Genomic DNA, 21709 nt, shown 5'->3' on the forward strand with positions numbered 1-21709 from the left:
GATTTATTGACCTAAGACACCCGCACGTTACCTTTTGTTAAAAATTGATCTAATTCGGTCAAAATACGAAAAACCAGATAAAACACCTAAAATACCCAGTTGACAGATTATTCTACTAAAAAGCAGATTAAAATAAGCAAATAACAAAGATTACCTTTTCATAGTACGTATTCAAATTCATGTTTGCAGAGTAAAAACGAATACCATGAATATTATTTGAAAAATTATTTATCCTAGGGGCTGTTGACGTTTGCTCGTGTGCTCAGCCATTTTTTCAGGAAACGGTTCTCTGGTATAACATTAGAATTTTCATTCAGGTTAAGCATGGCCAAACCCAAATCAAGAAAAGCATACGTTTGTACTGAGTGTGGTAGCGAGTCCGCCAAGTGGCAAGGACAGTGTCCCGACTGCAAGGCCTGGAATACCTTTAAAGAGGTAAACCTTGGTCCTGCATCCTCACCTTCAATCGCTGCCGGAAACAAGGCAGGATTTGCCGGCACGCTTTCCAATATCAAACTTCTCAGTGAAGTGGATATTGAAGAAGCCCCCCGCTTCTCCAGCGGAATGACAGAATTTGACCGGGTGCTGGGCGGTGGTTTTGTAAAAGGTAGCGCCATCTTGATTGGCGGTCATCCGGGCGCGGGCAAAAGTACCATCCTGCTGCAAATCCTTTGCCATGTTGCCAAAGACATGACCGCGCTCTACGTTTCCGGAGAGGAGTCCATGCAACAAATTGCCGCACGGGCCAGCCGACTGGGATTACCCAGTGACCAGTTAAAAATGCTGGCAGAAACCTCCTCAGAAAATATCGTGGCCATTGCCGAGCAGGAAAAGCCGGGCATTATCGTTATCGACTCCATTCAGGTGATGTATATGAACGGTGTTGACTCAGCCCCCGGCGGGGTGGCACAAGTGCGGGAGTCAGCGGCATTCCTGACCCGTTTTGCCAAGCAGACGGGAACTGTTCTATTAATTGTTGGGCATGTGACCAAGGATAACTCCCTGGCAGGCCCAATGACCCTTTCCCATATTATTGATACCCAACTGATGCTGGGAAACACCGATGATTCGCGCTTTAGAATTATGCGAGCCACTAAAAACCGTTTTGGTCAGGTCAATGAACTGGGCATTTTTGCCATGACCGAAAAAGGACTCAAGGAAGTCAAAAACCCTTCGGCTATTTTTCTCTCCAGAACACCTGAACCCACTTCAGGCAGTATTATCAGTGTGCTATGGGAAGGCACTCGCCCTCTACTGGTAGAAATACAGGCACTGGTGGTTGAGTCCCAGTTAGGCAACCCGCGTCGTGTAACCGTAGGACTGGATCAAAACCGGCTGGCCATGCTGCTTGCGATTCTCACCCGTCATGGTGGCATTTTCACCAGTGACCAGGATGTATTTCTTAATGTGGTTGGGGGAGTCAAGGTCACAGAAACCAGTGCAGACCTTGCTGGCCTACTGGCAGTAATTTCCAGTCTGAGGGATACACCGCTTCCCCAGGATCTGGTTGCCTTTGGTGAGGTGGGGCTGGCCGGAGAAATACGTCCGGTGGCCAACGGTCAGGAGCGACTTATTGAAGCGGCAAAACACGGCTTTAAAAAAGCCATTGTTCCTGCCGCCAATAAGCCCCGAAAACCCATTGAGGGATTAACCGTTATCGCTATTAACAAGCTATCAGAAGCGCTTGATGCCATTTAGGCGTTTACAGAGAAGGAGATTATCTCCTTCTCACTTTTTCCTAGAGTTGGGCCAGAGCCTGATCCAAATCAGCCAGGATATCCTCACTGTTTTCCAATCCGGCAGAAAGCCTGACCAGTCCATCACTGATGCCAAAGGCACGACGCTCTTCCGGCGTATATGCAGAGTGTGTCATTGATGCCGGGTGCTCAATCAGTGATTCAGCATCTCCCAGGCTCACCGCCAGAGTAATCAGATTAAGGTGGTTCATCAGTCTGACACCGTGATCCAGTCCGCCTTTTAGCTCAAAGCAGATCATTCCGCCGCCCCGCTTCATTTGCTGACAGGCCAGTTCATATTGAGGGTGGGATTTTAGCCCGGGATAGTAGACAGTTTCGATTTTAGGATGCCTGGATAGATAGTCAGCAATAACTTCGGCATTATCACAGTGACGCTCTACACGCATGGACAGGGTTTTCAGTCCCCTCATGATTAGATGGGCATGTAATGGAGTCAGGGAGGCGCCAGTCATATCTTTCACACCCACCAAACGCACTTCACTGATTTCATCAGCGCGCCCTGCCACACAACCGGCAATCAGATCACCATGACCGCCCAGGTATTTGGTAATGGAGTGAACAACAAAGTCAGCCCCCATCATCAGGGGATTTTGCAATACTGGTGTTGCAAAGGTGTTATCCACAACAACACGACAGTTTTCGTATTGATGAGCAAGGGCACTGATTGCCTTGATATCCACCAGCCCAAGATTTGGATTAGACGGTGTCTCAAAATACACCATTCGGGTTTTAGCGGTAATGGCTTCTTTGGCTTCCCGAATGTTGGCCATATCCACCCATTTGATATTGACACCAAAACGGCTAAGGCCATGCTGGAAATAAGCAAAGGTACAACCATAAAGTGTTTTATCTGCAACGATCTCATCACCGGCTTTTAGCAGGGTCCAGCATAATGCTGAAATGGCGCCCATCCCTGATGCAGTGGCAATGGCATCTTCTGCTCCCTCCAAAGCCGCAAGACGGGATTCAAGGACACTGACCGTCGGGTTGGAAATCCGGCTATAAAAATGACCTTTCTGGGCACCGGCAAAAAGATCTGCGCCATGCTGAACATTATTAAAGGCATAAGTCGATGTCATATAAACCGGTGGGTTTAATGCCATTTGGTGTTCTTTTGGCTTATAACCGGTATGAATGGCTTTGGTATCAAAACCCATTTGTTTTTTTTCGCTCATAGAATCATCCCCCTGAAATTGATATAGACATCAACAGGATTATCAAACTGTGGTTAGGGGCTGTTGACGTTTGCTCGTGTGCTCAGCCAAAACCAGCGGTTTCGTGGCTAGACGCAGTAGCGCAGGAATACTCACGTCTTTCAAGCTACTGCAACGACGGCACGGAACCGCTGGTTTTGGCTGAGCACACGAGCAAACATCAACAGCCCCTAAGCAGAACAGCGATCGTAAAATAATCATAATTAGCGGCAAGCTGTTATAATCCATCGACATTTTCTTTGATCGGACAGGGATAAACAACGATGCACAGGTTAAAAGGTCTATACGGCATCACTGACTGCCAGCTTCAGCCTGATGACAAGACCCTGATGGAAACAGTTGAGCTGGCTTTAATTGGTGGCATGAGAGTACTGCAATACCGGGATAAAAGTCAGGATCACGCCAGGCGCGTCCGCCAGGCGGGTGCCCTGAAAGCACTTTGCCATCGCTACCAGGCATTACTGATCATTAATGATGATATAGAACTCACTGCCGAAGTGGAGGCTGATGGCGTTCATCTTGGCCAACAAGACGATACTATCGAGAATGCCAGAAAACGCCTGGGTGACTATGCGATTATTGGTATCAGCGCAGAAAACTCTATTGCCCAGGCCAAGGCGGCGGTAGAACAGGGTGTTGATTACCTTGCCTTTGGTCGCTTTTTCCCATCAGTCACCAAACCTGAGGCCAAGGCTGCCCCTCTCTCCCTGCTATCGGAAGTTCGGACAAGCTTTGACCATCCTATTGTAGCCATAGGGGGTATTACTGTGGATAATGCTCCAGACATTATTACGGCAGGCGCAGATATGGTTGCGGTTGTCAACAACCTGTTTTCTGCACCTGATATTCAGTATCGCGCCCGAGAGTTCACCCGGTTATTTCCAGGAAATCATCAAGGAATGGCAGGCCCGGAAACAGGTACTGGTCTAAAAAAATAAACTATCTGCCTGTTCATGATGTCTAAGTGTTTAAAAATAAGGAGCCAGCATGTCCCGTTCCGTCGAACTATTTGAAGATGCACAGAAAATCATACCCGGCGGTGTTAACTCTCCCGTTCGAGCATTCAAGGGCGTCGGTGGCAAACCGGTTTTCTTCAAGCGGGCCAGGGGTGCATGGCTAACCGATGCCGATGACCGGAAACTGGTTGATTATGTAGGCTCCTGGGGACCCATGATCCTTGGCCATAACCACCCTGACGTGGTTGATGCCGTTCGAGCCCAGGCTCAGGAAGGTCTCAGCTTTGGCGCTCCCACTGAGCTGGAAACCACCCTGGCCTGCCTGGTCCGGGAAATAGTGCCATCCATGGAGCTGTTAAGAATGGTCAACTCCGGCACTGAAGCCACCATGAGTGCCATTCGACTGGCCCGGGGCTTTACCGGACGCGATAAAATAGTGAAGTTTGAAGGCTGTTATCATGGCCATTCAGATTCCTTACTGGTGAAGGCGGGCTCCGGTGCCCTGACCCTGGGGGTTCCCAGTTCACCAGGCGTACCTGCCCCTGTGGCGGAAAACACCATCACCCTGACCTACAACGATATTGACAATATAGAAAACACCTTTAGAGAGATTGGAACAGAAATTGCCTGCATTATTGTGGAACCCGTGGCAGGTAACATGAACTGCATTCCACCCAAGCCGGGATTCCTGGAAGGTTTGCGTAAGGTCTGTGATGACTATGGAAGTGTATTGATTTTCGATGAGGTTATGACCGGATTTCGTGTTGCCCTTGGCGGTGCCCAACAGTACTACGACGTAAAACCCGATCTTACTACCCTGGGTAAAATTATCGGTGGCGGATTGCCTGTGGGTGCCTTTGGTGGCCGTAAAGATATTATGGAACACCTGGCACCACTGGGGCCTGTTTACCAGGCGGGTACATTGTCCGGTAATCCCCTGGCGATGGCGGCAGGTGTTGCCACCCTTAAAAACCTGCTAGCTCCTGGCTTCCATCAAACACTCTCAGAAAAGGCTTCAATACTGCTGGCCGGACTGAAAGACAAAGCCCGGAAGGTGGGTGTTCCTTTTATCACCTCACAGGTGGGTGGCATGTTCGGCCTGTTCTTCACAGAACAGCCTTCCGTTGAACGGTTCGACCAGGTTATGGCCTGTAACAGCCAGCGTTATGCTGACTTTTTCCATGCAATGCTTAACGAAGGTGTCTATCTGGCCCCTTCAGCCTTCGAAGCAGGCTTTATATCCAATGCCCATGGCGATGATGAAATTGAATTTACTCTCAACGCAGCTGAAAGGGCGTTTATCTCACTATTTGAAAACAGTAGATGATGAGTTCTTTGGCAATATCTGATGCAATGCTGGCTTTTGCCAGCATCTTTTCCGTTTTTCTTCTGGCCCAGCAGAAGGCACTGGCACAAATACATCGTTTATCCGGGGTAATGGCACTGCTGGGCTTTTTATTAATGGCCCTGGCCGCCACCATGGGTAGCCTCCGCTATGGTGTCTCAGATATCTGGGCAGCTCCCCATGATATGTTAACCAATATTGCCACCTATATGTCTCCCCCCTTGGTGAGTATTGCACTCTGTTTGGGCTTATCTGCCAAATCGTGGAGCAAGGCTGCCTGGGGACGCCTTATATTGACCGTCTGCCTGCTATACGAAATATCCCGCTGGTATGGACTGGAACTTTTATATAGAGATATCCAGCTGGCCCTGGCCATCTGCGCCACCCTGTATTTTATAATAAAATCCCAGCTGGATTTCGGCCCCCGGATTATGATCCTGACAGCCATAGGTGCTTACTTTGTAGGGGGGCTTATTATCGGCAACGAAGGCACCCTGCTTGGATACCTCAGGCTTGATCTATTCCGATACTTTATTGGTTTGGGGAACCTGTTGCTTAGCACGGGTATGTACCTCGCCCTGCGGGTCACTTATCCTCAGCCAGAGCATTAGGGTGACCAGGGAATAGGGAATAGGGAATAGGGAATAGGGAGAATCCTGCTATTTTCAATTCTCCATTCCCTTTATTTTTAACCGAGCTGCTCAAACTTTCAGTTTTTTGGATATTCACAAGGCAAAATGCTTACATACTATTATTTATGCTTAACTTTAGAGTTAGTATGACATGAACGTTTGGTTATATTTTAAAAATTGTGTGCAAAAATACATCCAAACGTTTTTTCAGATTCGGTATTATTCTTGATTATTGCGTTGTTGCCGCTATTTATGCCGCTTTTTTCTTTTCTTTGACTATTCCGTCAGTCAAACTATTAAAATTGAACTCATATTTTTGGCTATATCGGTTCCAGCCCTCACGAATAGGTAATCTGGGGATAATTCCTGCGAGTGCAAATCTTAGCATGCCAGCGGTGGTTGTATCCTGATCCCGCCAAGGAATCCTTGAAATGCCCACGCTTGCTTGATTTTTACAGACGGTCAACAGTTGCAATAATGCGTATCCAGCCATCTTCAGATGCATCCACCGCAACAGAGTTCTCAGCTTTTGCTGCCATAACTGGCGGCAACCAAATGAATGTTTAATTTGCTGAAACATGGGTTCAACCGGCCATCTTTTCGCATAAATACGAAGGATGTCTATACCTTCAAGTCCAGTATTGGTTGCAATGAATATACGGCTTTCTGTCAGTCCTTTATCATTTTCAAACCGACCCCAGACAACCCGAACCTTGCGGCCTTTCAGGAAGCGAGCCCGACATACCCGGGTGCGATAACGTATCTTTCGAAATCTGCCGTATATTCTTACGGTTGTTTGATATTCCGGTAGCTTCTCCACTTCCGGGGGCGTCATTTTGATGCCATACTTTTTGGGTCGCCCACGTTTTTTTGCAGTGGACTCCAACGGTAAGGCATACAATGCCCGGTTTAACGGGATTTGCCCTACTACTTCATAGCCCATTTCCAGAACGGGTTGCATTAGCGTCCAGTTCATATACCAACAGTCTGTCAGCAAGCGCAGTCCTTGCACCTTCACCTCTTGCCTCACTACTTTTAGCATGGCAACAGCGATTTTTAGCTTACTGGCATTGCCTGAAGCAGGAGATGGAAAGGAAAGCACAGGGATGGCAGTAAATACTTCATCTTTAGCCCGCTCAAATACAACAGCCAGGGATACCCAGCATTGTCCCCAGATATACGTTGGCCGGTTCCTTTTTTTACTGTGCTGGTGATGGGTTCGGCAAGCGGGAGCCTTGTCAGAAAAACGCTCCACCACCCAATCATCAAGACCAATGTTGATAAGTTCACCCCGTGGTACTTTTGAGCATACCAGCTGAATGAGCCGGCATGCGAGGCTCCTCCACCGCCACTTGCCTTGAGAGAGCCAATGGTGGTAACTGCTCCATACGCATTGAAAGTTATTAATAGATAACAGCGCCTGAGTGACAAAGCCTTGCCCGGATAGCATGCAGCCAAAAAGAAGTTCGCAGAACGTAGGTACTGCTGTTGGGGATAGCGCTGAAGCAAGAAACGTTGTATATAAGGCAAGCTCCCGGAGGATCTCTTTATGATCTGAAGTGAGCATAGCAACCATCTTTGTATTTTGTTTGGAGATGGTTGCTATTAACCGATTTCAGATGAAAATCGTACTATTGTTCTTTGGTAACTCTAAAGTCGAGTTATTTATGGAAATATATAATTTATTTAGAATGAAAAATAATCGTTCATAACATACCCATAATTCTTTTAATACGAACATCTTCAAAACTAAACGGTTTATATTGCCCCGACAATTCTCTCTCAAGCACACCTTTATCAATCTCACCTTTAATATACTTCTCCAGAAAACCCCAGGCTGGCTCAGCTGCCAGCAATCTCCCATAATCTATAAAAGTTTTCTTGCATGCATTCGCATAATCAGAAAGAGTTTCATTATCTTTATCCATTGTATCCAATAGACTATTTAACCTATCTTTACTCCACTCTTTTTTAACCAGCTCTTTAATTTTTTTAGTAACAATGCCAGGTACTTCGGCTTTTTTATTAGTACTAGGTCTCTCAGCACCTATCCACAAGTCACGAAGAACTTCCTCTATTTCAATCCTTTCACGGGCAAGACGCCTACACTCACTAAAAACATCTTCTTTTGCTTCTATTTCCTCTTTGTCAAACTCATCATCCGATAATAAATCTTTATTTTCACTCTCAACAACGACCTGTGTTTCCTCTTCTAAATTACCTTCACCGAGCTTATCATCCGGTAATAAACGGTCATCTTTATCAACAACGATAGCCACTTCTTCTTTTTTAGCAGCACTTTCATCCCTTTTTTCTTCATCCCTGTGCATATCTTCACTAAATCGTTCAACCTTTCTGTCAGGTAATACCTTTCCGATAAAGGCTTTAAAAGAGACATCTGGTATTTTTTAACAAAGCCTGGACAAGCTTTGAGCACTTACAAATTCAGCCTTGATTTTCACAAAATGTTGACGGGTTTCCTCAAAAAAACATAAACCCATCAAGTCGCCTGAATAGCCAGTCTTTCAGACCGGTCATCAGCACCCCCACCGGGACGGCGGAGGGTATTACGCGAATTTTGGATACCCCTGTCAGACACTATGGGGAGCAGGTGGAATAGGAAAAGGTTTAACGTTATTGCCTTTGGAGTCTACTACCTTAGCTGCACCTTCCTTCTCAACCTCATCAATGCGTACAATGCTGTTCAAGGGAATATAACTACGCTTGACACCATCAAATGCATTTTTCAGTTTTTCTTCAGAGGGATCTACCAGCAGCTGGCTACGTTCGCCAAATACAAACTCTTCAACTTCTATAAATCCCCAGAGTTCACTCTGAAAGATCTGGCGGGCATAAACCTCAAATACTTCACCCTGATTTTCAAAAATCACACGAAAAATCTGTTTAGTCGACATTGACTCTGACTACCTATCTGAACGGAGAGCACCATTGCACTGATGCCCGAATAAGGCAGAAGGATATCACAAACACGTCCTCCCTGTGCTGCGTTGTCTCCCAATTCAATATGTAACAATACCCTGTTATTCCACTACCACCTCCCGCAGGGCATGGCTATAATGCTTTTGCTCAACTATTTTTACTTTGGACTGTAGCTTCCTGGAAGCTACAGGTTCCTGTTTGTAGGTTTTATTGGCTAAGGTTGCGCCTGGCAATCTTATGTCAACAGAGCCTGGGAGACTGTGAGATTTAAGTGTCCGTAGCGAGGATCACTATTCTCGATCAGCCTCCCGGGTGTCTCCTGAACGATAGGCCGTCGCTTTGCCATCTGAAATGACTAAAAAACTTTTTATCAAAACCCACGGCTGCCAGATGAACGAGTACGATTCTGCTCGCATGGCAGACCTGCTCGGCGAAACCCATACCCTGGAACTGACTGACAACCCGGAAGAGGCGGATGTCCTGCTGGTTAACACCTGCTCTGTGCGGGAGAAAGCCCAGGAAAAGCTGTTCCATCAGCTGGGACGCTGGAAACGCCTGAAAGAAAACAAACCGGATCTGGTCATCGGCGTGGGTGGCTGCGTTGCCAGCCAGGAAGGTGAGGCCATCAGAAAGAGAGCCCCTCATGTTGATGTTGTCTTTGGCCCCCAGACCCTGCACCGTCTGCCAGAAATGATTGATGCATCAAAGAGCCATCATGTTCCTGTGGTGGATGTTACCTTCCCGGAAATTGAAAAATTTGACCGGCTGCCCGAGCCCAGTGTGGATGGCCCCACAGCCTTTGTCTCCATCATGGAAGGTTGTAGCAAATACTGCACTTACTGCATTGTTCCCTATACCCGTGGTGCAGAAGTCAGCCGACCCATGGATGATGTCCTGGCAGAATGCCTGGGCCTGGCCGAAAAGGGTGTCAGGGAGATCAACCTGCTGGGCCAGAATGTCAACGCCTATCGCGGGGAAAAGCATGATGGTTCATCCTGTGACCTGGCTGAACTTATCACCGTTGTGGCCGCCATTGATGGCATTGACCGAATCCGCTTTACCACCTCCCATCCCATGGAGTTTTCAGAAAGCCTGATTAATGTTTATGCGGATGTTCCGGAACTGGTCAGCCACCTGCACCTGCCAGTGCAAAGCGGTTCCGACCGAATTCTGGCCATGATGAAGCGGGATCACACCACGCTGGAATACAAGTCCAAGATTCGCAGGCTTCGCAAGATCCGCCCCGAACTTAGCATGTCCTCCGACTTTATCGTAGGCTTCCCGGGGGAAAGCGATACAGACTTTGAAGACACCATGAACCTGATCGCTGACATCGGCTTTGATGCGTCCTTCAGCTTTATCTATAGCAAACGGCCCGGCACACCGGCATCGGATATGCCTGATGATATTCCTATGGACGTTAAAAAACAGCGTTTAAAAATCCTTCAGGACCGTATCAACCAGCATGTTATGCAAATCAGCAGACGCCTTGTGGGAACCACCCAGCGGATTCTGGTGACAGGCTATTCCAAGAAAGACCCAGGGCAGTTAACCGGTAGAACAGAGTGCAACCGGGTGGTCAACTTCCAGTGTGATGATCCCCGCCTGATCAGTCACTTTGCCAATGTGGAAATAATAGAGGCACTCCCTCACTCACTGAGAGGCAAGCTGCTCAATTCTGAACTGGATCAGGTAGCTTAGTAGGTTAATGAAGGAGAATTATAGGGAATGACCACTCCCTATAATTCCCTATATTCACTGTATCTGCACAATAAATCCACAACCCGAATGTTCACAAAAAAACCAATGTACTCATTGGTTTTTTTGTTGGTATGCTTTGCATGAACTTACGGGCAGTATATGCTTAAATACGGGATTTGCAGTAAAGGCTGATTACAAAACTTGAACGCACACCAAAATATTGAAGGGGATATTTGTCGATTCACCCTCGAACCTGAAGATACACGGCGATTCGCAGAACTTTGTGGACAATTCAACCAGCACTTAAAACAAATTGAAGAACGACTGGGTGTCAACATCAGAAACCGTGGTAATGCCTTCACGGTAACTGGAGACAACGGCCGGGCTCATGCCACTCGTGAAATCCTCACTCACCTTTACCGGGAAACAGGTAAACAGGAAGAACTCACCCCTGATACCGTTCACCTGTTCCTGCAGGAATCCGCCATTGAGTCGGTCTCAGACCTGACTCAGGAAAATGAACAGCCCGTCACCCTGAGAACAAGAAAAGGAACCATTACCCCCAGGGGACACAATCAGCAGCGTTACGTTAAATCCATTCTGCAACATGATATCAACTTCGGCATTGGCCCTGCCGGTACAGGTAAAACCTATTTGGCTGTGGCCTGTGCCGTTCAGGCTTTGCTGGAAGAAAAAGTGCGCCGGATTCTGCTGGTTCGCCCCGCCGTTGAAGCCGGAGAAAAACTGGGCTTCCTGCCCGGGGATCTGTCTCAAAAAATAGACCCTTATCTGCGCCCTCTCTATGATGCGCTCTATGAAATGCTGGGCTTTGAGCAAGTAGAAAAACTGATTGATAAAAATGTTATTGAAGTGGCGCCCCTGGCTTATATGCGTGGCCGAACCCTGAATAACTCCTTTATCATTCTGGATGAGTCCCAAAACACCACCCAGGAACAAATGAAAATGTTCCTTACCCGAATTGGCTTTGGCTCAACCGCTGTGGTTACAGGCGATATCACCCAGGTGGACTTGCCCAGGGGAACCCGTTCCGGCCTTGCCAATGGTATCGATGTACTCAAGGATGTCGATGGCATTGGCTTCACCTGGTTTACGGCCAAGGATGTAGTCCGCCATCCGCTGGTTCAGCGAATTGTTCAAGCCTATGATCGCCATGACCGGTCCGGAGAGAAGCAATGAGCACCCATGTTCAGGTTGACCTGCAAATTGCCAGCTCCAGCCAGTCACTACCCTCTCAGCAAGATTTTGAGCAGTGGGCAACAGCAGCTGTTGGCCAACACCGCGATCACGCTGAAATCAGCCTGCGCATTGTCGATATAGAAGAAGGTGCAGACCTGAACCAGCAATGGCGTAATAAAACCGGCCCAACCAATGTGCTGTCTTTCCCTTCGGAGCTACCGCCTGAACTGGAGCTGCCATTGCTGGGGGATCTGGTTATTTGCGCCCCTGTGGTTGAAAAAGAAGCTCGACAGCAGGAAAAACAACTGGCTGCACACTGGGCTCATATGGTGGTACATGGCACTTTACATCTGCTTGGCTATGATCATATTGAAGACCACCAGGCAGAAGAAATGGAATCCCTGGAAATCCAGATTCTAAAGAAACTGGGCTACCCAAACCCTTATCAGGATGATGACTGTTAGTCATCATCTATTATCAAAGCAGTAAGCCCCGGAGAAAGCAGAGGGTAATGAACGACGGCAATTCGATGGGGGGCGAACAGCCTCCACAAACCTGGTTTGAAAAACTATCACGGCTTTTCATCCAGGATCCCCGCAACCGCAACGACATCTTGATGTTACTGAGGGATGCCGGAAGCAAGGGTATGCTGGACCAGGAAGCTCTCAGCATTATTGAGGGCGCAGTACAAGTTGCAGATATGCAGGTCAGGGAGGTAATGATTCCCCGCTCCCAGATGGTATGCGTTGAGGAGGGTCAGGAGCCGAAGGAGTTTCTGCCTAAAATCATAGAATCCGCCCATTCCCGTTTTCCAGTGATCGGTGACACCAAGGATGAGGTGATTGGCATATTGCTGGCCAAAGACCTTATCCCTATGATTTTGCAGACTGGCAAGTTCAATATTAAGGATCATTTGCGACCTGCTACATTCATTCCCGAAAGCAAGCGTTTAAATGTTCTTCTTCGGGAGTTTCGTACCAATCGCAATCATATGGCCATTGTCATTGACGAGTTTGGTGGCGTTGCCGGTCTGGTGACTATTGAGGACGTGCTGGAACAAATCGTGGGTGACATTGAAGATGAACACGATATAGAAGAAGACAATTACATCAAGCCTGTCAATGAGATTGAAAAGACCTTTATTGTCAAGGCGCTCACCCCCATCGAAGATTTTAATGAACACTTCAAGACCCACTTCAGGGATGATGAGTTTGATACCATTGGCGGAATTATCATGCAGGAATTCGGCCATATGCCCAAACGCAATGAGTCCGTTGAGATGAGTGGATTCCGGTTTGACGTATTAAACTCAGATGGTCGTCGTATCAGGTTGTTACGGGTCAGTCCTTGTTAATGTTAAAAAAACAATCCTATTTAATGCCTGCCCTGATATCACTTTTATCAGGGTCTTTGATTCCCCTCGGTTTCAGCCCATTTAATTTCTGGCCGGTTTTAATGCTGGCTCTTGCTGTTGCCTTTCTTGTGAACCGGAACAACTCACCCAAAAAAGCGCTGATCAATGGCTTTTTATTTGGCATGGGTATGTTTGGCACCGGAACTTCCTGGATTTATGTCAGTATCCATCAGTTCGGCTCTGCCCCCATTCCCCTTGCTGCGTTGTTGACAGTGCTATTTGTTGCCTGCATGTCAATCCTGTTTATAGCCCCTTGTTTCTGGTTATATAGCTGGATTACCCACCGCAGGACTATTACCGCACCCTGGCGGCAGGCACTTACCTTTTCAGCGTTATGGGTGATATTCGAGTGGATCAGAAGCTGGCTGTTAACGGGCTTCCCCTGGCTATTTGCCGGTTACTCCCTGCTGGATACCCACTTTTCAGGCTGGGCACCGCTGGTTGGCACCTATGGCCTGAGCTTTTTATCAGTAACATCCAGTTGTATCATCGCCACCATAATTATCTCCAAAGGTTCCCGGCGTCTGGCACCCGCTTTAGTAAGTCTGGTACTGGCAACCCTGTGGATAGCCTCATTACCCCTGTCAAAGACACAATGGACCACTCCCACGGGAACAATGAGTTTCAGTGCTATACAGGGAAATATTCCCCAAAGCCTTAAGTGGGATCCTGACTATATTCAAAATACATTATCAACGTATCTGGAACTCACCAATAATGAGTGGAATCAGGATTTAATCATTTGGCCAGAAAACGCCATTCCCTTGCTTTACAGTCAGGCCCGTGGATTTATTCAACAACTGGAACAGGTGGCAAAGCGCCAGGGAACCAGCCTGATTACCGGGCTTCCCATTGACAGGCAAACCTCAGCCTATCCCCTGTACTACAATGGCGTTATCTCCCTTGGGCAGGGGCATGGACAGTACTTTAAACAAAAGCTGGTTCCCTTTGGTGAGTATGTTCCTCTGGAAAGCCTCCTACGTGGCTTGATTGCCTTTTTTAATCTGCCAATGTCCAGTTTCTCTGCGGGCTCTTCTGACCAGACACCTTTAATGGCAGGTAATATCGCCATAACACCCTATATTTGCTACGAGGTGGTTTATCCTGACTTTGCCGCAAAAATGGCCCGTAACAGCGGCTTGTTAATCACCATCAGCAATGACACCTGGTTTGGTAAATCTATTGGTCCTGAACAACACTTTCAAATGGCACGTATGCGCGCTCTGGAAACAGGCCGCTATTTAATCCGTGATACCAATGATGGTATCACTGCACTAATAGACGACTCTGGAAAAATTATTGAAACCATTCCACGGTTTGAAAAAGGCGTACTAAGAGGAACGGCAACAGTAATGAAGGGTAATACTCCCTTTATGGTCACCGGGTCATGGCCAGTTATGGCGTTATGTCTGCTACTACTGGGTTTGTGTTGTATTAATATTGGGAATAGGGAATAGGGAATAGGGAATAGTTGATTAGCCCATCCCTAATTTACATATGAAAGGCTCCATTCAGCCAAAAGCGGGGAGCCATCATGGTAGAAGGATAATAAAGAGAGTAAGTATCCAGGAAAAAATCACCATGAAAAATAACGAAATATATGGCGACTAGAGCACCTGTGATCACACCAACAGCAATTCGGAACAAGGAGATACCGCCTGGCAAGCTCAACACCATTGCAACGTTCTCTTTATAATGAAACCGGATGGCCACTCCGATAACCAGGATCATCAGCATTTGGCTGAGTGGAGTGGTGATTACACCACTAATCATTGAATGCAATGCCGCCGTCATCACCGAACAAAAAACAGCGACCTGCACCCATTGTTGTTTACTGGTGAGTTTTTCTGACCGGATTCTTTGTTTCATGTTTTTCTGATAAGAATAGCCACAGCATATAACGATCCAGGTTAAGCCCAATGTAGCAGGCACTCCCCACTCACAGGCCCACTGCAATAAGCTATTATGGGGAGAAGCTGGCCCGTCTGTTGTCAAGATAACAAAGTGTTGTGGGCCAAGCCCAAACACTCCATTTGACTTAATGGCCTCCCAAGCCATCAGCCATAATGAAAAACGCCCATTATCATAGCTTTCTCTATAAAAAGAGTGATCCAATGGAAGCGAATTATTAACCAGAAACGGAATTAATAGAATGAAGACTAAATAAACAGGCAGTGCCACCATAAAGGCTTTGGCATGAATCAGAGCCAAGGGGCGAATAAGCCCTCCAAATAACCAAACAGCTACTGCAAACGCCATCATCAACGCTAATGGCAAGCCCCGTGTCCCGGAAACCAGCATAAAAAAATACATAGCCACAAGAGGAAGCCAGCGAATTTTTCGTAATATTTCAGTAGAAGGTAAAGTACACAGAGGTAATAGAGCAAATAGAGGAATCAGCCAGCCCTGGGCGTGATTTAAAGCACGGGGATTAGAAAACTGATAAATCGAATAAGGCCAGGAATGTATACCGTAATCAAGATAAATTAAATACTTGAAACCATACCCCAGACTATATAACCCTATAGCCACCCCGATAAATACCAACCCGTACACCAGCTTTTTCTCATCAATATCACTGATAGAAATAGCCAGGACAGCCAGTGTTAACAGCAGATAAAGCCCCACCTCCTGCAAGCCTCGTTCAGGAAAGGAAGAGAGTAACGATGAAATAAAACCCAACACTATGACACCGCCAAACAGACCACGCAGATGCAAGGGCGTTTCAATAATACGAAAGTATAACTTTTGTCTAAAGGCACCTGAAACAAGTGGTACTATTAAAACGGCAACAAAGAATAGGGTTAGCAACAGGCGTTTTATATTAAACCCGGCAGGACTGAATGAAAAATAAAGCAGTCCGGAAAAGGAATAGCCAATAAATCCGATCAGTAAACCGGTTAAAACCTGGTAACTTTTTACCCTGACAAAGCCATCTTCTCTTTGATGGAAAGGACTTTTAGAAAAATTGGCATCCATACCCTTTTCTCCGAAAAAGTCTTTATAATATCGGCAAAATAACCCTTTTACGCCTCAAATAAAATGATCACAGAATTAAAAGATACAGTCCAGATTAATGTACGCCAGGCACTGCAGGAAGACATTGGCAGCGGCGATATTACTGCAAACCTGATTCCCTCTGCTCAACAGGAACAAGCCGGAATCATTTGTCGTGAGCAGGCGATTATTTGTGGCCGCCCCTGGTTTGATGAAGTCTTCAGACAAATTGATCCATTAATCAAGCTGGAATGGCTAGTAAAGGAAGGTGAACACGTGCAGCCCGGGCAAGAGCTGGTCAGATTGCAGGGAACCGCGCGTCACTTACTCACCGGTGAGCGATGCGCCATGAATTTCCTGCAAACGCTGTCTGGCACAGCAACCCGTTCACGCCATTTTGCAAATCTGGTGGCTGGCCATGGGGTAAAAATCCTCGACACCCGCAAAACCTTGCCGGGACTCAGACTGGCACAAAAATATGCCGTTCGCACCGGTGGCTGCCACAACCATAGAATAGGGCTTTATGATGCCTTCCTGATCAAGGAAAACCATATTGCTGCCTGTGGAGGTATCCATGAAGCGGTAGCCAAGGCCAGGCAAACGGCCCCGGGCAAAGTTATCGAAATAGAGGTAGAAACCATTGAAGAGTTTCTGGCCGCCAGAGCAGCGGGGGCAGATACCATTATGCTGGATAACTTCTCCGTAGAGTTACTAAAAGAAGCCGTGCAGCTAAACAAAAAAGACGGAGTGCCCCGGCCACTTCTTGAAGCTTCAGGTGGTATTTCAGAAACCACCCTGCCTCTGATAGCAGCCACTGGCATCGACTGCATTTCTATTGGCGCACTCACCAAGGACTGCAAGGCCGTGGATCTATCTATGCGGCTTATTGAAACATAATGCCGCACTCCTGATTTTATGGCCTCCCGGGTAGAAGAGGGTATCGCGAAAGTCAGTGTAATGGCGTTTTTTTCCTGACACCTCGAAAACACCAAAAACGCTTCGTGGTTCCAGAAAGCCTTCTACCACCATCAGAGAGCATGGCTGAATTTTTCTTCCAGGATTTTATGAACCCTTTTGGCAACAAACTCCCTAAACCAGCGGTGGGCCCTGTTATGTTCCCAATATTCCGGCCAGGCCATGTAGTATTCGATTTCAGGAACATTTCCCGGAAGCTCCTTAAATAGCATCCCCTTACTTTCTGCTTCCAAAATCTGGGCACTGGAAGAGCAGACCAGGATATTTTTTGTTGCCCTCAACATACTCAGGGCTATGGGCATATTAGGTGTCTTTACTCCAATCCGGATATCCACCCCCAGGGAGTCAAGATAATCTCCTACCAAATGGGGACAGCCCAGCCACGAACCATCCCTGATCAGAGAGTACTCTCCAAGAACCAAAGGTGTCAGCGGCCTCCTCGCACAGGGATGATCCCTGTCCACTACAGCACAGAGTCTATCCTTTACCAGGTATTCGTAGTTCAAACCCGACATAGGTTGACCAATATAACCCACCACCAGGTCAACCTCACCGGAAAGCAGTTTGGCGTTATAGGCCGAGCTGATCTGAATAAGCTCAAAACTAAGCTTTGGCGCAATGTGCCAAAGCTCTTTTAGTATATCCGGTATAACATGTTCAAGGGCAAAGTGCCCTGCGGCAATAGAAAAGGTTTTTTCTGTAATGGCAGGCTCAAACTGCTGGTTCTCAAAGATAGTACAGGCATCATTCACCACCCGGTTGACATCATCTTTCAGGGATAGCGCCTTATCAGAAAGAAATATTTTATTTCCCTGACGAACCAGAACCGGGTCATTCAGTGCTTCCCTCAACTGCGCCAAAGTCCGGCTCATGGCAGACTGTGTAACACACATCTGCCTGGCAGCCTTGGATACACTTTGCGTATCAAGCAACGCTTTCAGGCCTGGCAGTAAATTTAGATTGAGTCTATATAAATTCATTTTGGTAGCTACAACATCAGTCAGCTTGGGGAAAGTATCATTGAAAAACGGTCAGGAGCAGCTTTACAGGTACAATCCATATAACCAGATCAACATGGGGCGCCCGGCACAAATCATGATATGAAAAAACCATATAGGCTCATCACTTTCCTTCAATAAGTAACTACCCCTATACATTACTCAAGAATAAGGTACACTGGAATTGTGCTCTCAATGGCAGGTCGCGCAAAGGGAGCTTCTGCGATCTATTTTTCAGGCACTGGTGTAAGGAGGGCCCCAATGAGCCATAACAAGTACAAGAGCCTGCAGGACTTGGTAGACAGCTATATTGAATCCGGTTTATCCGCCAGAGAGTATGTGGAATGTTGCGTAGATTCCGGCGATATCAGTGCTGCTGAAGCCCTGAAATTGTTGTCAATTCTTAGAGATGCACAGTCCGTCACCTTCAAACTGGCAGAAGTGAGTGATGAGGAATTCTCCGGGCTGAAGATGACACTGGTGCGAAAAAGCGATGAAGTGGATGCAATAGGTCCCCCCCTCTTCCAAATCGCTATTGACGAAAGCCTCAACCCGGACAGAGAGGAGGTTATAGACATATTGCAAAAATTTGCCAAGGAACTGGCTGTTCTTGCTACCCGAGATGAACTTTCTGAAGCCGAAGCTGTAGATGCAGTTGATGAATCTCCGGAAGACTGGCTGAATCACCCAAACCTTATGCCTGCCAGTGACACACGCCATTAGCAGCCTTGTAAATAAAGAGATCCTGATCAGGATCAAAAAACCTGCTTTTAACATCCTCAAAAGGATAAAAAGCAGGTTTTTTTATCCCCATGGAAAATGCTTTCTGATAAACACAGTGAAACGTGAAAATACTGATAGCAATGAAGAAATAAGAACTCTTCCAGCAACCATCTGTTTATTTATTAATCAACTCTATTTAAGCTCGGAAATAGGGAACAAAACGCATTTATCCACAGGAAATTCAGAAACTTGATCAAAAAATCTGTTGAAAACATTCTACGCCAAAGCTTTCAACAGAGTAAGAAAAACCCCTTAAATCCACAGTAATAGTACCTTCTTTATTAATTTTATGTTAACAGAGGAAGACAGCTCACCATCTATATTATAAAGTTTGAGCCTTTTACCAGGGAGCTGTTGAGGTTCTCTAATAAGCACTATGGAAATCACTGAATGAAAAAAATACTCGCTCTATTTATCCTTATTTCCCACTCTCTTTTTCTTCAAGCAGCAACGCTTGACCAAGAACAACAGGATCAGGTTCGGCAATTAATCCGCCAAACACTCATGGAACATCCTGACATCATTGTCGATGCCATCAATGAACTACGAAAGCAGGAATACCAAAAGCAACTAAAAGACCAGAAAGCGGCCCTGGAGCTGAACAAAAAAGCACTATTTGAGGACAGGAACGATCCTTATCGCGGCGCAGAAAAACCAAAGCTCACTATCACCTACTTCTCCGACTTCAATTGTGGTTTCTGTAAGCGCCAGGACCCCATACTTGACACCATATTGGAGAAATTCCCGGAGGTTCGCATTGTTTACAAAGACCTCCCTATTTTAGGAGAAAGCTCCCGTGAAGCAGCAACATTAGCTCTCGCAGCCTATCAGCAAGACCCTAAAAGCTATGTAAAACTGCACAAAACAATGATGGCTAAACCTGGCAGACACGATAGTCATTCTATCGCTACCGCGTTCAAGTCCGAAAACATTGATATTGAAGTGCTAAAAAAAATGGATCACAAAAAAATCGGTCAACAACTGGATAACAATGTTCAGTTAGCAACCCAACTGGGTATTCAGGGCACTCCAGCCTTGGTATTTCCAGACCATATCCAGGGTGGCTTTACCGATGCAGAACAACTGGAGAAAATGATTAAAGAAAGACTTCAATAAATTACGCCACCCAAATAGGGTATTGGGTAAGTCCATAGGACCGGGCAAGACGGAATAAAAAGCAATATAGAGTATTACGGGCAATGCCGGCTCTTATTCACGGGCCTTAAATAGGCTTGCTCGATACCACCGGAGTGGTTGCAACTGACAAGAAGAGTAGCAAGGAAGCTATAAAAATACATACAGACCAGCCCCGACTAATAGGGGTAATCATGTGATTGATACAGAACCACTCCCTTTAAATCCAAAAAAATAGTCTATTTATAATTACAAACCAATCAAAAAAATTGGACTTATCATTCATAGGAGCAACAAAAGCAGCCTTCAAGTGATAAAAACAAATAATAAGGCACTTCTGGTAAAACAGCTTTTAAAAATCGAATAAAAATCAACCTAAAAAAATAAAGAGCTCCCCTAAAAGTAAGAGCCCTTCATTCAGATTGCTTAGCCTAACTCGGAAACGATGCAATCTTTACGATCTTTGCCTGTACGCTTCAGGTAATCAGAAAATTCGGCAGGAATACGACCGGTTGTCGCACCTTCCCAGTTTACGGCAGCACCATCATTGGTCTCATAAGTAAACATAAAACGCTGACGAGGCTTGTGCTTGCGGGTAGTTACTGTACCGGCAACAATCTCAAGGTCTTCCAAGCTCACACCCTGCTCTTTCATCTGCTGCACAATGGATTCAACAGCCTCTTTCTTGCGAGCCTGCTCTTCTTCAGCTTCCATCTGAACCAACAGCTTTTCTTCATAGATGCTTTCAATTCTATTAATCACACGCTGAAGGTCTTCCGCATGCATATCCTGAAACAGCTTGCGAACCTGAACCTTGGATTTAAGAACATCAATTGCTTCTTCAAAAATATTCATTCTTTACTAACCAGTCTTCAATAAAAAAGGGAGGTAACATTGGAAAACTTGGCAATTTAACATTGACCAGCCCCTCTGTAAACAAATAATAACGAACAAAGTTATTATCGTCACCTAAATCAATAACAAATCCAACTTTTTAATCTCTTAAATGGCTTTCATCCTTATTTTTTTACGTTCTCCTGCTAGCAAAACAGTATAAACACAGGTGCCCCTCCAGTTCCAACCCTGGCAAGTAAAAAATTATTCAGCCAGTCACAGCAAAATCAATCCACCTGATCATCCATTCTAAAAAATATCACATTAAAAAACACCATCTGTCCAGACAATAAATAATAGCTATTTAACCTCTTTTTCATTTATAAAAATTACAATACACTTAATTCATTCTTACACAACCCTCACAAACACATAAAACATCAGCAAAAAATCCAGAAACTGCATCTATGAACTGGCTTGTTTATATGATTCTTGCAAGTGATAACTCAATTTACACCGGCATCACCACCAATATAGAGAGACGCTGGAGACAACATCTTACAGGAATGGGTGGCGCAAAATACTTTAGGTCAAGAGATCCAAAGTGGTTGATTTACCTTGAACACAACCACAACCGCTCTTCAGCATTACGACGGGAGATGACCATCAAAAAAATGACAAAAGAGCAGAAGTGGCTGCAAATTGATAATAAAAATAATCAGGTTCACACACTATCCATAAACCTGCCTGTCTGGAGGGGCAACCCCCATACTTAGCTCAGCCTCATAAACAGGAAATGCCCCGAAAAACGGGGCAAAAAAATGAAACAATA

General features: G+C 46.1%; 20 protein-coding genes. 13 read left to right on the forward strand and 7 right to left on the reverse strand.

Going from position 1 to position 21709, the window contains the following annotated elements; all coding sequences use genetic code 11:
• Positions 1-324: 324 nt before the first annotated feature.
• Complete coding sequence (gene radA / locus MJ595_RS00005) at positions 325-1698, forward strand: DNA repair protein RadA (RefSeq protein ID WP_263080468.1); 1374 nt, start codon at positions 325-327, stop codon at positions 1696-1698.
• 40 nt (positions 1699-1738) lie between these two features.
• Here the strand turns inward: radA and megL are convergent, their stop codons facing one another.
• Complete coding sequence (gene megL, locus MJ595_RS00010; RefSeq protein WP_263080469.1) at positions 1739-2932, reverse strand: methionine gamma-lyase; 1194 nt, start codon at positions 2930-2932, stop codon at positions 1739-1741.
• Between the two features lie 302 nt (positions 2933-3234).
• On the opposite strand from megL, the gene thiE reads away from it, so the two are divergent.
• The 3 genes from thiE to MJ595_RS00025 are packed head-to-tail and all read left to right on the forward strand — an operon-like array spanning position 3235 to position 5883.
• The gene (gene thiE / locus MJ595_RS00015) at positions 3235-3909 is read left to right on the forward strand and encodes a thiamine phosphate synthase (RefSeq protein ID WP_263080470.1); all 675 of its coding nucleotides are present in this window, start codon (positions 3235-3237) and stop codon (positions 3907-3909) included.
• A gap of 49 nt (positions 3910-3958) precedes the next feature.
• Positions 3959-5254 (forward strand): glutamate-1-semialdehyde 2,1-aminomutase, encoded by a 1296-nt coding sequence (gene hemL / locus MJ595_RS00020; RefSeq protein WP_263080472.1) that lies wholly within the window; start codon positions 3959-3961, stop codon positions 5252-5254.
• Positions 5255-5262: 8 nt separating this feature from the next.
• Positions 5263-5883 carry a hypothetical protein gene (locus MJ595_RS00025; protein ID WP_263080473.1) on the forward strand — a complete coding sequence of 207 codons (621 nt, stop codon included), beginning with the start codon at positions 5263-5265 and terminating at the stop codon, positions 5881-5883.
• Positions 5884-6154: 271 nt separating this feature from the next.
• Here MJ595_RS00025 and MJ595_RS00030 read toward each other — a convergent pair whose 3' ends face one another.
• The 3 genes from MJ595_RS00030 to MJ595_RS00040 form a co-directional block, all read right to left on the reverse strand.
• Positions 6155-7480, reverse strand: a complete 1326-nt coding sequence (locus MJ595_RS00030; protein WP_263078492.1) for a transposase — start codon at positions 7478-7480, stop codon at positions 6155-6157.
• A 130-nt stretch (positions 7481-7610) separates the two neighbouring features.
• Positions 7611-8234: a hypothetical protein gene (locus MJ595_RS00035; protein WP_263080474.1), complete on the reverse strand. Its 624-nt coding sequence runs from the start codon at positions 8232-8234 to the stop codon at positions 7611-7613.
• 261 nt (positions 8235-8495) lie between these two features.
• Positions 8496-8819 carry a DUF1820 family protein gene (locus tag MJ595_RS00040; protein WP_263080475.1) on the reverse strand — a complete coding sequence of 108 codons (324 nt, stop codon included), beginning with the start codon at positions 8817-8819 and terminating at the stop codon, positions 8496-8498.
• Positions 8820-9195: 376 nt separating this feature from the next.
• Between MJ595_RS00040 and miaB the strand changes: the two genes are divergently transcribed.
• From miaB to lnt, 5 genes are all read left to right on the forward strand, one after another.
• A complete protein-coding gene (gene miaB / locus MJ595_RS00045) occupies positions 9196-10545 on the forward strand; it encodes a tRNA (N6-isopentenyl adenosine(37)-C2)-methylthiotransferase MiaB (protein ID WP_263080476.1) in 1350 nt (449 codons plus the stop codon).
• Between the two features lie 201 nt (positions 10546-10746).
• Entirely contained in the window at positions 10747-11742 is a 996-nt protein-coding gene (locus MJ595_RS00050; protein WP_263080478.1) for a PhoH family protein, read from the forward strand.
• Positions 11739-12206 (forward strand): rRNA maturation RNase YbeY, encoded by a 468-nt coding sequence (gene ybeY, locus MJ595_RS00055; protein WP_263080479.1) that lies wholly within the window; start codon positions 11739-11741, stop codon positions 12204-12206. Before MJ595_RS00050 ends, ybeY begins: the two co-directional genes overlap by 4 nt.
• A 47-nt stretch (positions 12207-12253) precedes the next feature.
• Positions 12254-13096 carry a CBS domain-containing protein gene (locus tag MJ595_RS00060; protein ID WP_263080480.1) on the forward strand — a complete coding sequence of 281 codons (843 nt, stop codon included), beginning with the start codon at positions 12254-12256 and terminating at the stop codon, positions 13094-13096.
• A 23-nt stretch (positions 13097-13119) separates the two neighbouring features.
• Positions 13120-14613: an apolipoprotein N-acyltransferase gene (gene lnt / locus MJ595_RS00065; RefSeq protein WP_263080481.1), complete on the forward strand. Its 1494-nt coding sequence runs from the start codon at positions 13120-13122 to the stop codon at positions 14611-14613.
• A gap of 34 nt (positions 14614-14647) precedes the next feature.
• Here lnt and MJ595_RS00070 read toward each other — a convergent pair whose 3' ends face one another.
• The gene (locus MJ595_RS00070; protein WP_263080482.1) at positions 14648-16135 is read right to left on the reverse strand and encodes an O-antigen ligase family protein; all 1488 of its coding nucleotides are present in this window, start codon (positions 16133-16135) and stop codon (positions 14648-14650) included.
• A 63-nt stretch (positions 16136-16198) separates the two neighbouring features.
• On the opposite strand from MJ595_RS00070, the gene nadC reads away from it, so the two are divergent.
• Positions 16199-17050, forward strand: coding sequence for a carboxylating nicotinate-nucleotide diphosphorylase (nadC, locus tag MJ595_RS00075; protein ID WP_263080483.1), 852 nt, complete (start codon positions 16199-16201; stop codon positions 17048-17050).
• A gap of 131 nt (positions 17051-17181) precedes the next feature.
• On the opposite strand, the gene MJ595_RS00080 is transcribed toward nadC, so the two are convergent.
• Complete coding sequence (locus tag MJ595_RS00080; protein WP_263080484.1) at positions 17182-18108, reverse strand: LysR family transcriptional regulator; 927 nt, start codon at positions 18106-18108, stop codon at positions 17182-17184.
• 279 nt (positions 18109-18387) lie between these two features.
• Between MJ595_RS00080 and MJ595_RS00085 the strand changes: the two genes are divergently transcribed.
• Together MJ595_RS00085 and MJ595_RS00090 are read left to right on the forward strand one after the other, a co-directional pair.
• Positions 18388-18849: a hypothetical protein gene (locus MJ595_RS00085; protein WP_263080485.1), complete on the forward strand. Its 462-nt coding sequence runs from the start codon at positions 18388-18390 to the stop codon at positions 18847-18849.
• Between the two features lie 450 nt (positions 18850-19299).
• The gene (locus MJ595_RS00090) at positions 19300-20025 is read left to right on the forward strand and encodes a DsbA family protein (protein WP_263080486.1); all 726 of its coding nucleotides are present in this window, start codon (positions 19300-19302) and stop codon (positions 20023-20025) included.
• A 444-nt stretch (positions 20026-20469) separates the two neighbouring features.
• Here the strand turns inward: MJ595_RS00090 and MJ595_RS00095 are convergent, their stop codons facing one another.
• A complete protein-coding gene (locus tag MJ595_RS00095) occupies positions 20470-20898 on the reverse strand; it encodes an H-NS histone family protein (protein WP_263080487.1) in 429 nt (142 codons plus the stop codon).
• A gap of 446 nt (positions 20899-21344) precedes the next feature.
• On the opposite strand from MJ595_RS00095, the gene MJ595_RS00100 reads away from it, so the two are divergent.
• Complete coding sequence (locus tag MJ595_RS00100) at positions 21345-21653, forward strand: GIY-YIG nuclease family protein (RefSeq protein ID WP_263080488.1); 309 nt, start codon at positions 21345-21347, stop codon at positions 21651-21653.
• Positions 21654-21709 lie beyond the last annotated feature (56 nt).

Origin of the sequence: Endozoicomonas sp. Mp262 (assembly GCF_025643335.1) — a bacterium.
Classification (GTDB): Bacteria; Pseudomonadota; Gammaproteobacteria; order Pseudomonadales; family Endozoicomonadaceae; genus Endonucleibacter.

Coding starts and splice junctions, on each gene's coding strand:
- hemL (WP_263080472.1), top strand. CDS start 3,959: ATGTCCCGTTCCGTCGAACTATTTGAAGATGCACAGAAAATCATACCC.
- megL (WP_263080469.1), bottom strand. CDS start 2,932: ATGAGCGAAAAAAAACAAATGGGTTTTGATACCAAAGCCATTCATACC.
- lnt (WP_263080481.1), top strand. CDS start 13,120: ATGCCTGCCCTGATATCACTTTTATCAGGGTCTTTGATTCCCCTCGGT.
- MJ595_RS00035 (WP_263080474.1), bottom strand. CDS start 8,234: ATGCACAGGGATGAAGAAAAAAGGGATGAAAGTGCTGCTAAAAAAGAA.
- MJ595_RS00100 (WP_263080488.1), top strand. CDS start 21,345: ATGAACTGGCTTGTTTATATGATTCTTGCAAGTGATAACTCAATTTAC.
- thiE (WP_263080470.1), top strand. CDS start 3,235: ATGCACAGGTTAAAAGGTCTATACGGCATCACTGACTGCCAGCTTCAG.
- radA (WP_263080468.1), top strand. CDS start 325: ATGGCCAAACCCAAATCAAGAAAAGCATACGTTTGTACTGAGTGTGGT.
- MJ595_RS00060 (WP_263080480.1), top strand. CDS start 12,254: ATGAACGACGGCAATTCGATGGGGGGCGAACAGCCTCCACAAACCTGG.
- MJ595_RS00090 (WP_263080486.1), top strand. CDS start 19,300: ATGAAAAAAATACTCGCTCTATTTATCCTTATTTCCCACTCTCTTTTT.
- MJ595_RS00040 (WP_263080475.1), bottom strand. CDS start 8,819: ATGTCGACTAAACAGATTTTTCGTGTGATTTTTGAAAATCAGGGTGAA.
- MJ595_RS00085 (WP_263080485.1), top strand. CDS start 18,388: ATGAGCCATAACAAGTACAAGAGCCTGCAGGACTTGGTAGACAGCTAT.
- nadC (WP_263080483.1), top strand. CDS start 16,199: ATGATCACAGAATTAAAAGATACAGTCCAGATTAATGTACGCCAGGCA.
- MJ595_RS00070 (WP_263080482.1), bottom strand. CDS start 16,135: ATGGATGCCAATTTTTCTAAAAGTCCTTTCCATCAAAGAGAAGATGGC.
- MJ595_RS00080 (WP_263080484.1), bottom strand. CDS start 18,108: ATGAATTTATATAGACTCAATCTAAATTTACTGCCAGGCCTGAAAGCG.
- miaB (WP_263080476.1), top strand. CDS start 9,196: ATGACTAAAAAACTTTTTATCAAAACCCACGGCTGCCAGATGAACGAG.
- MJ595_RS00095 (WP_263080487.1), bottom strand. CDS start 20,898: ATGAATATTTTTGAAGAAGCAATTGATGTTCTTAAATCCAAGGTTCAG.
- MJ595_RS00030 (WP_263078492.1), bottom strand. CDS start 7,480: ATGGTTGCTATGCTCACTTCAGATCATAAAGAGATCCTCCGGGAGCTT.
- ybeY (WP_263080479.1), top strand. CDS start 11,739: ATGAGCACCCATGTTCAGGTTGACCTGCAAATTGCCAGCTCCAGCCAG.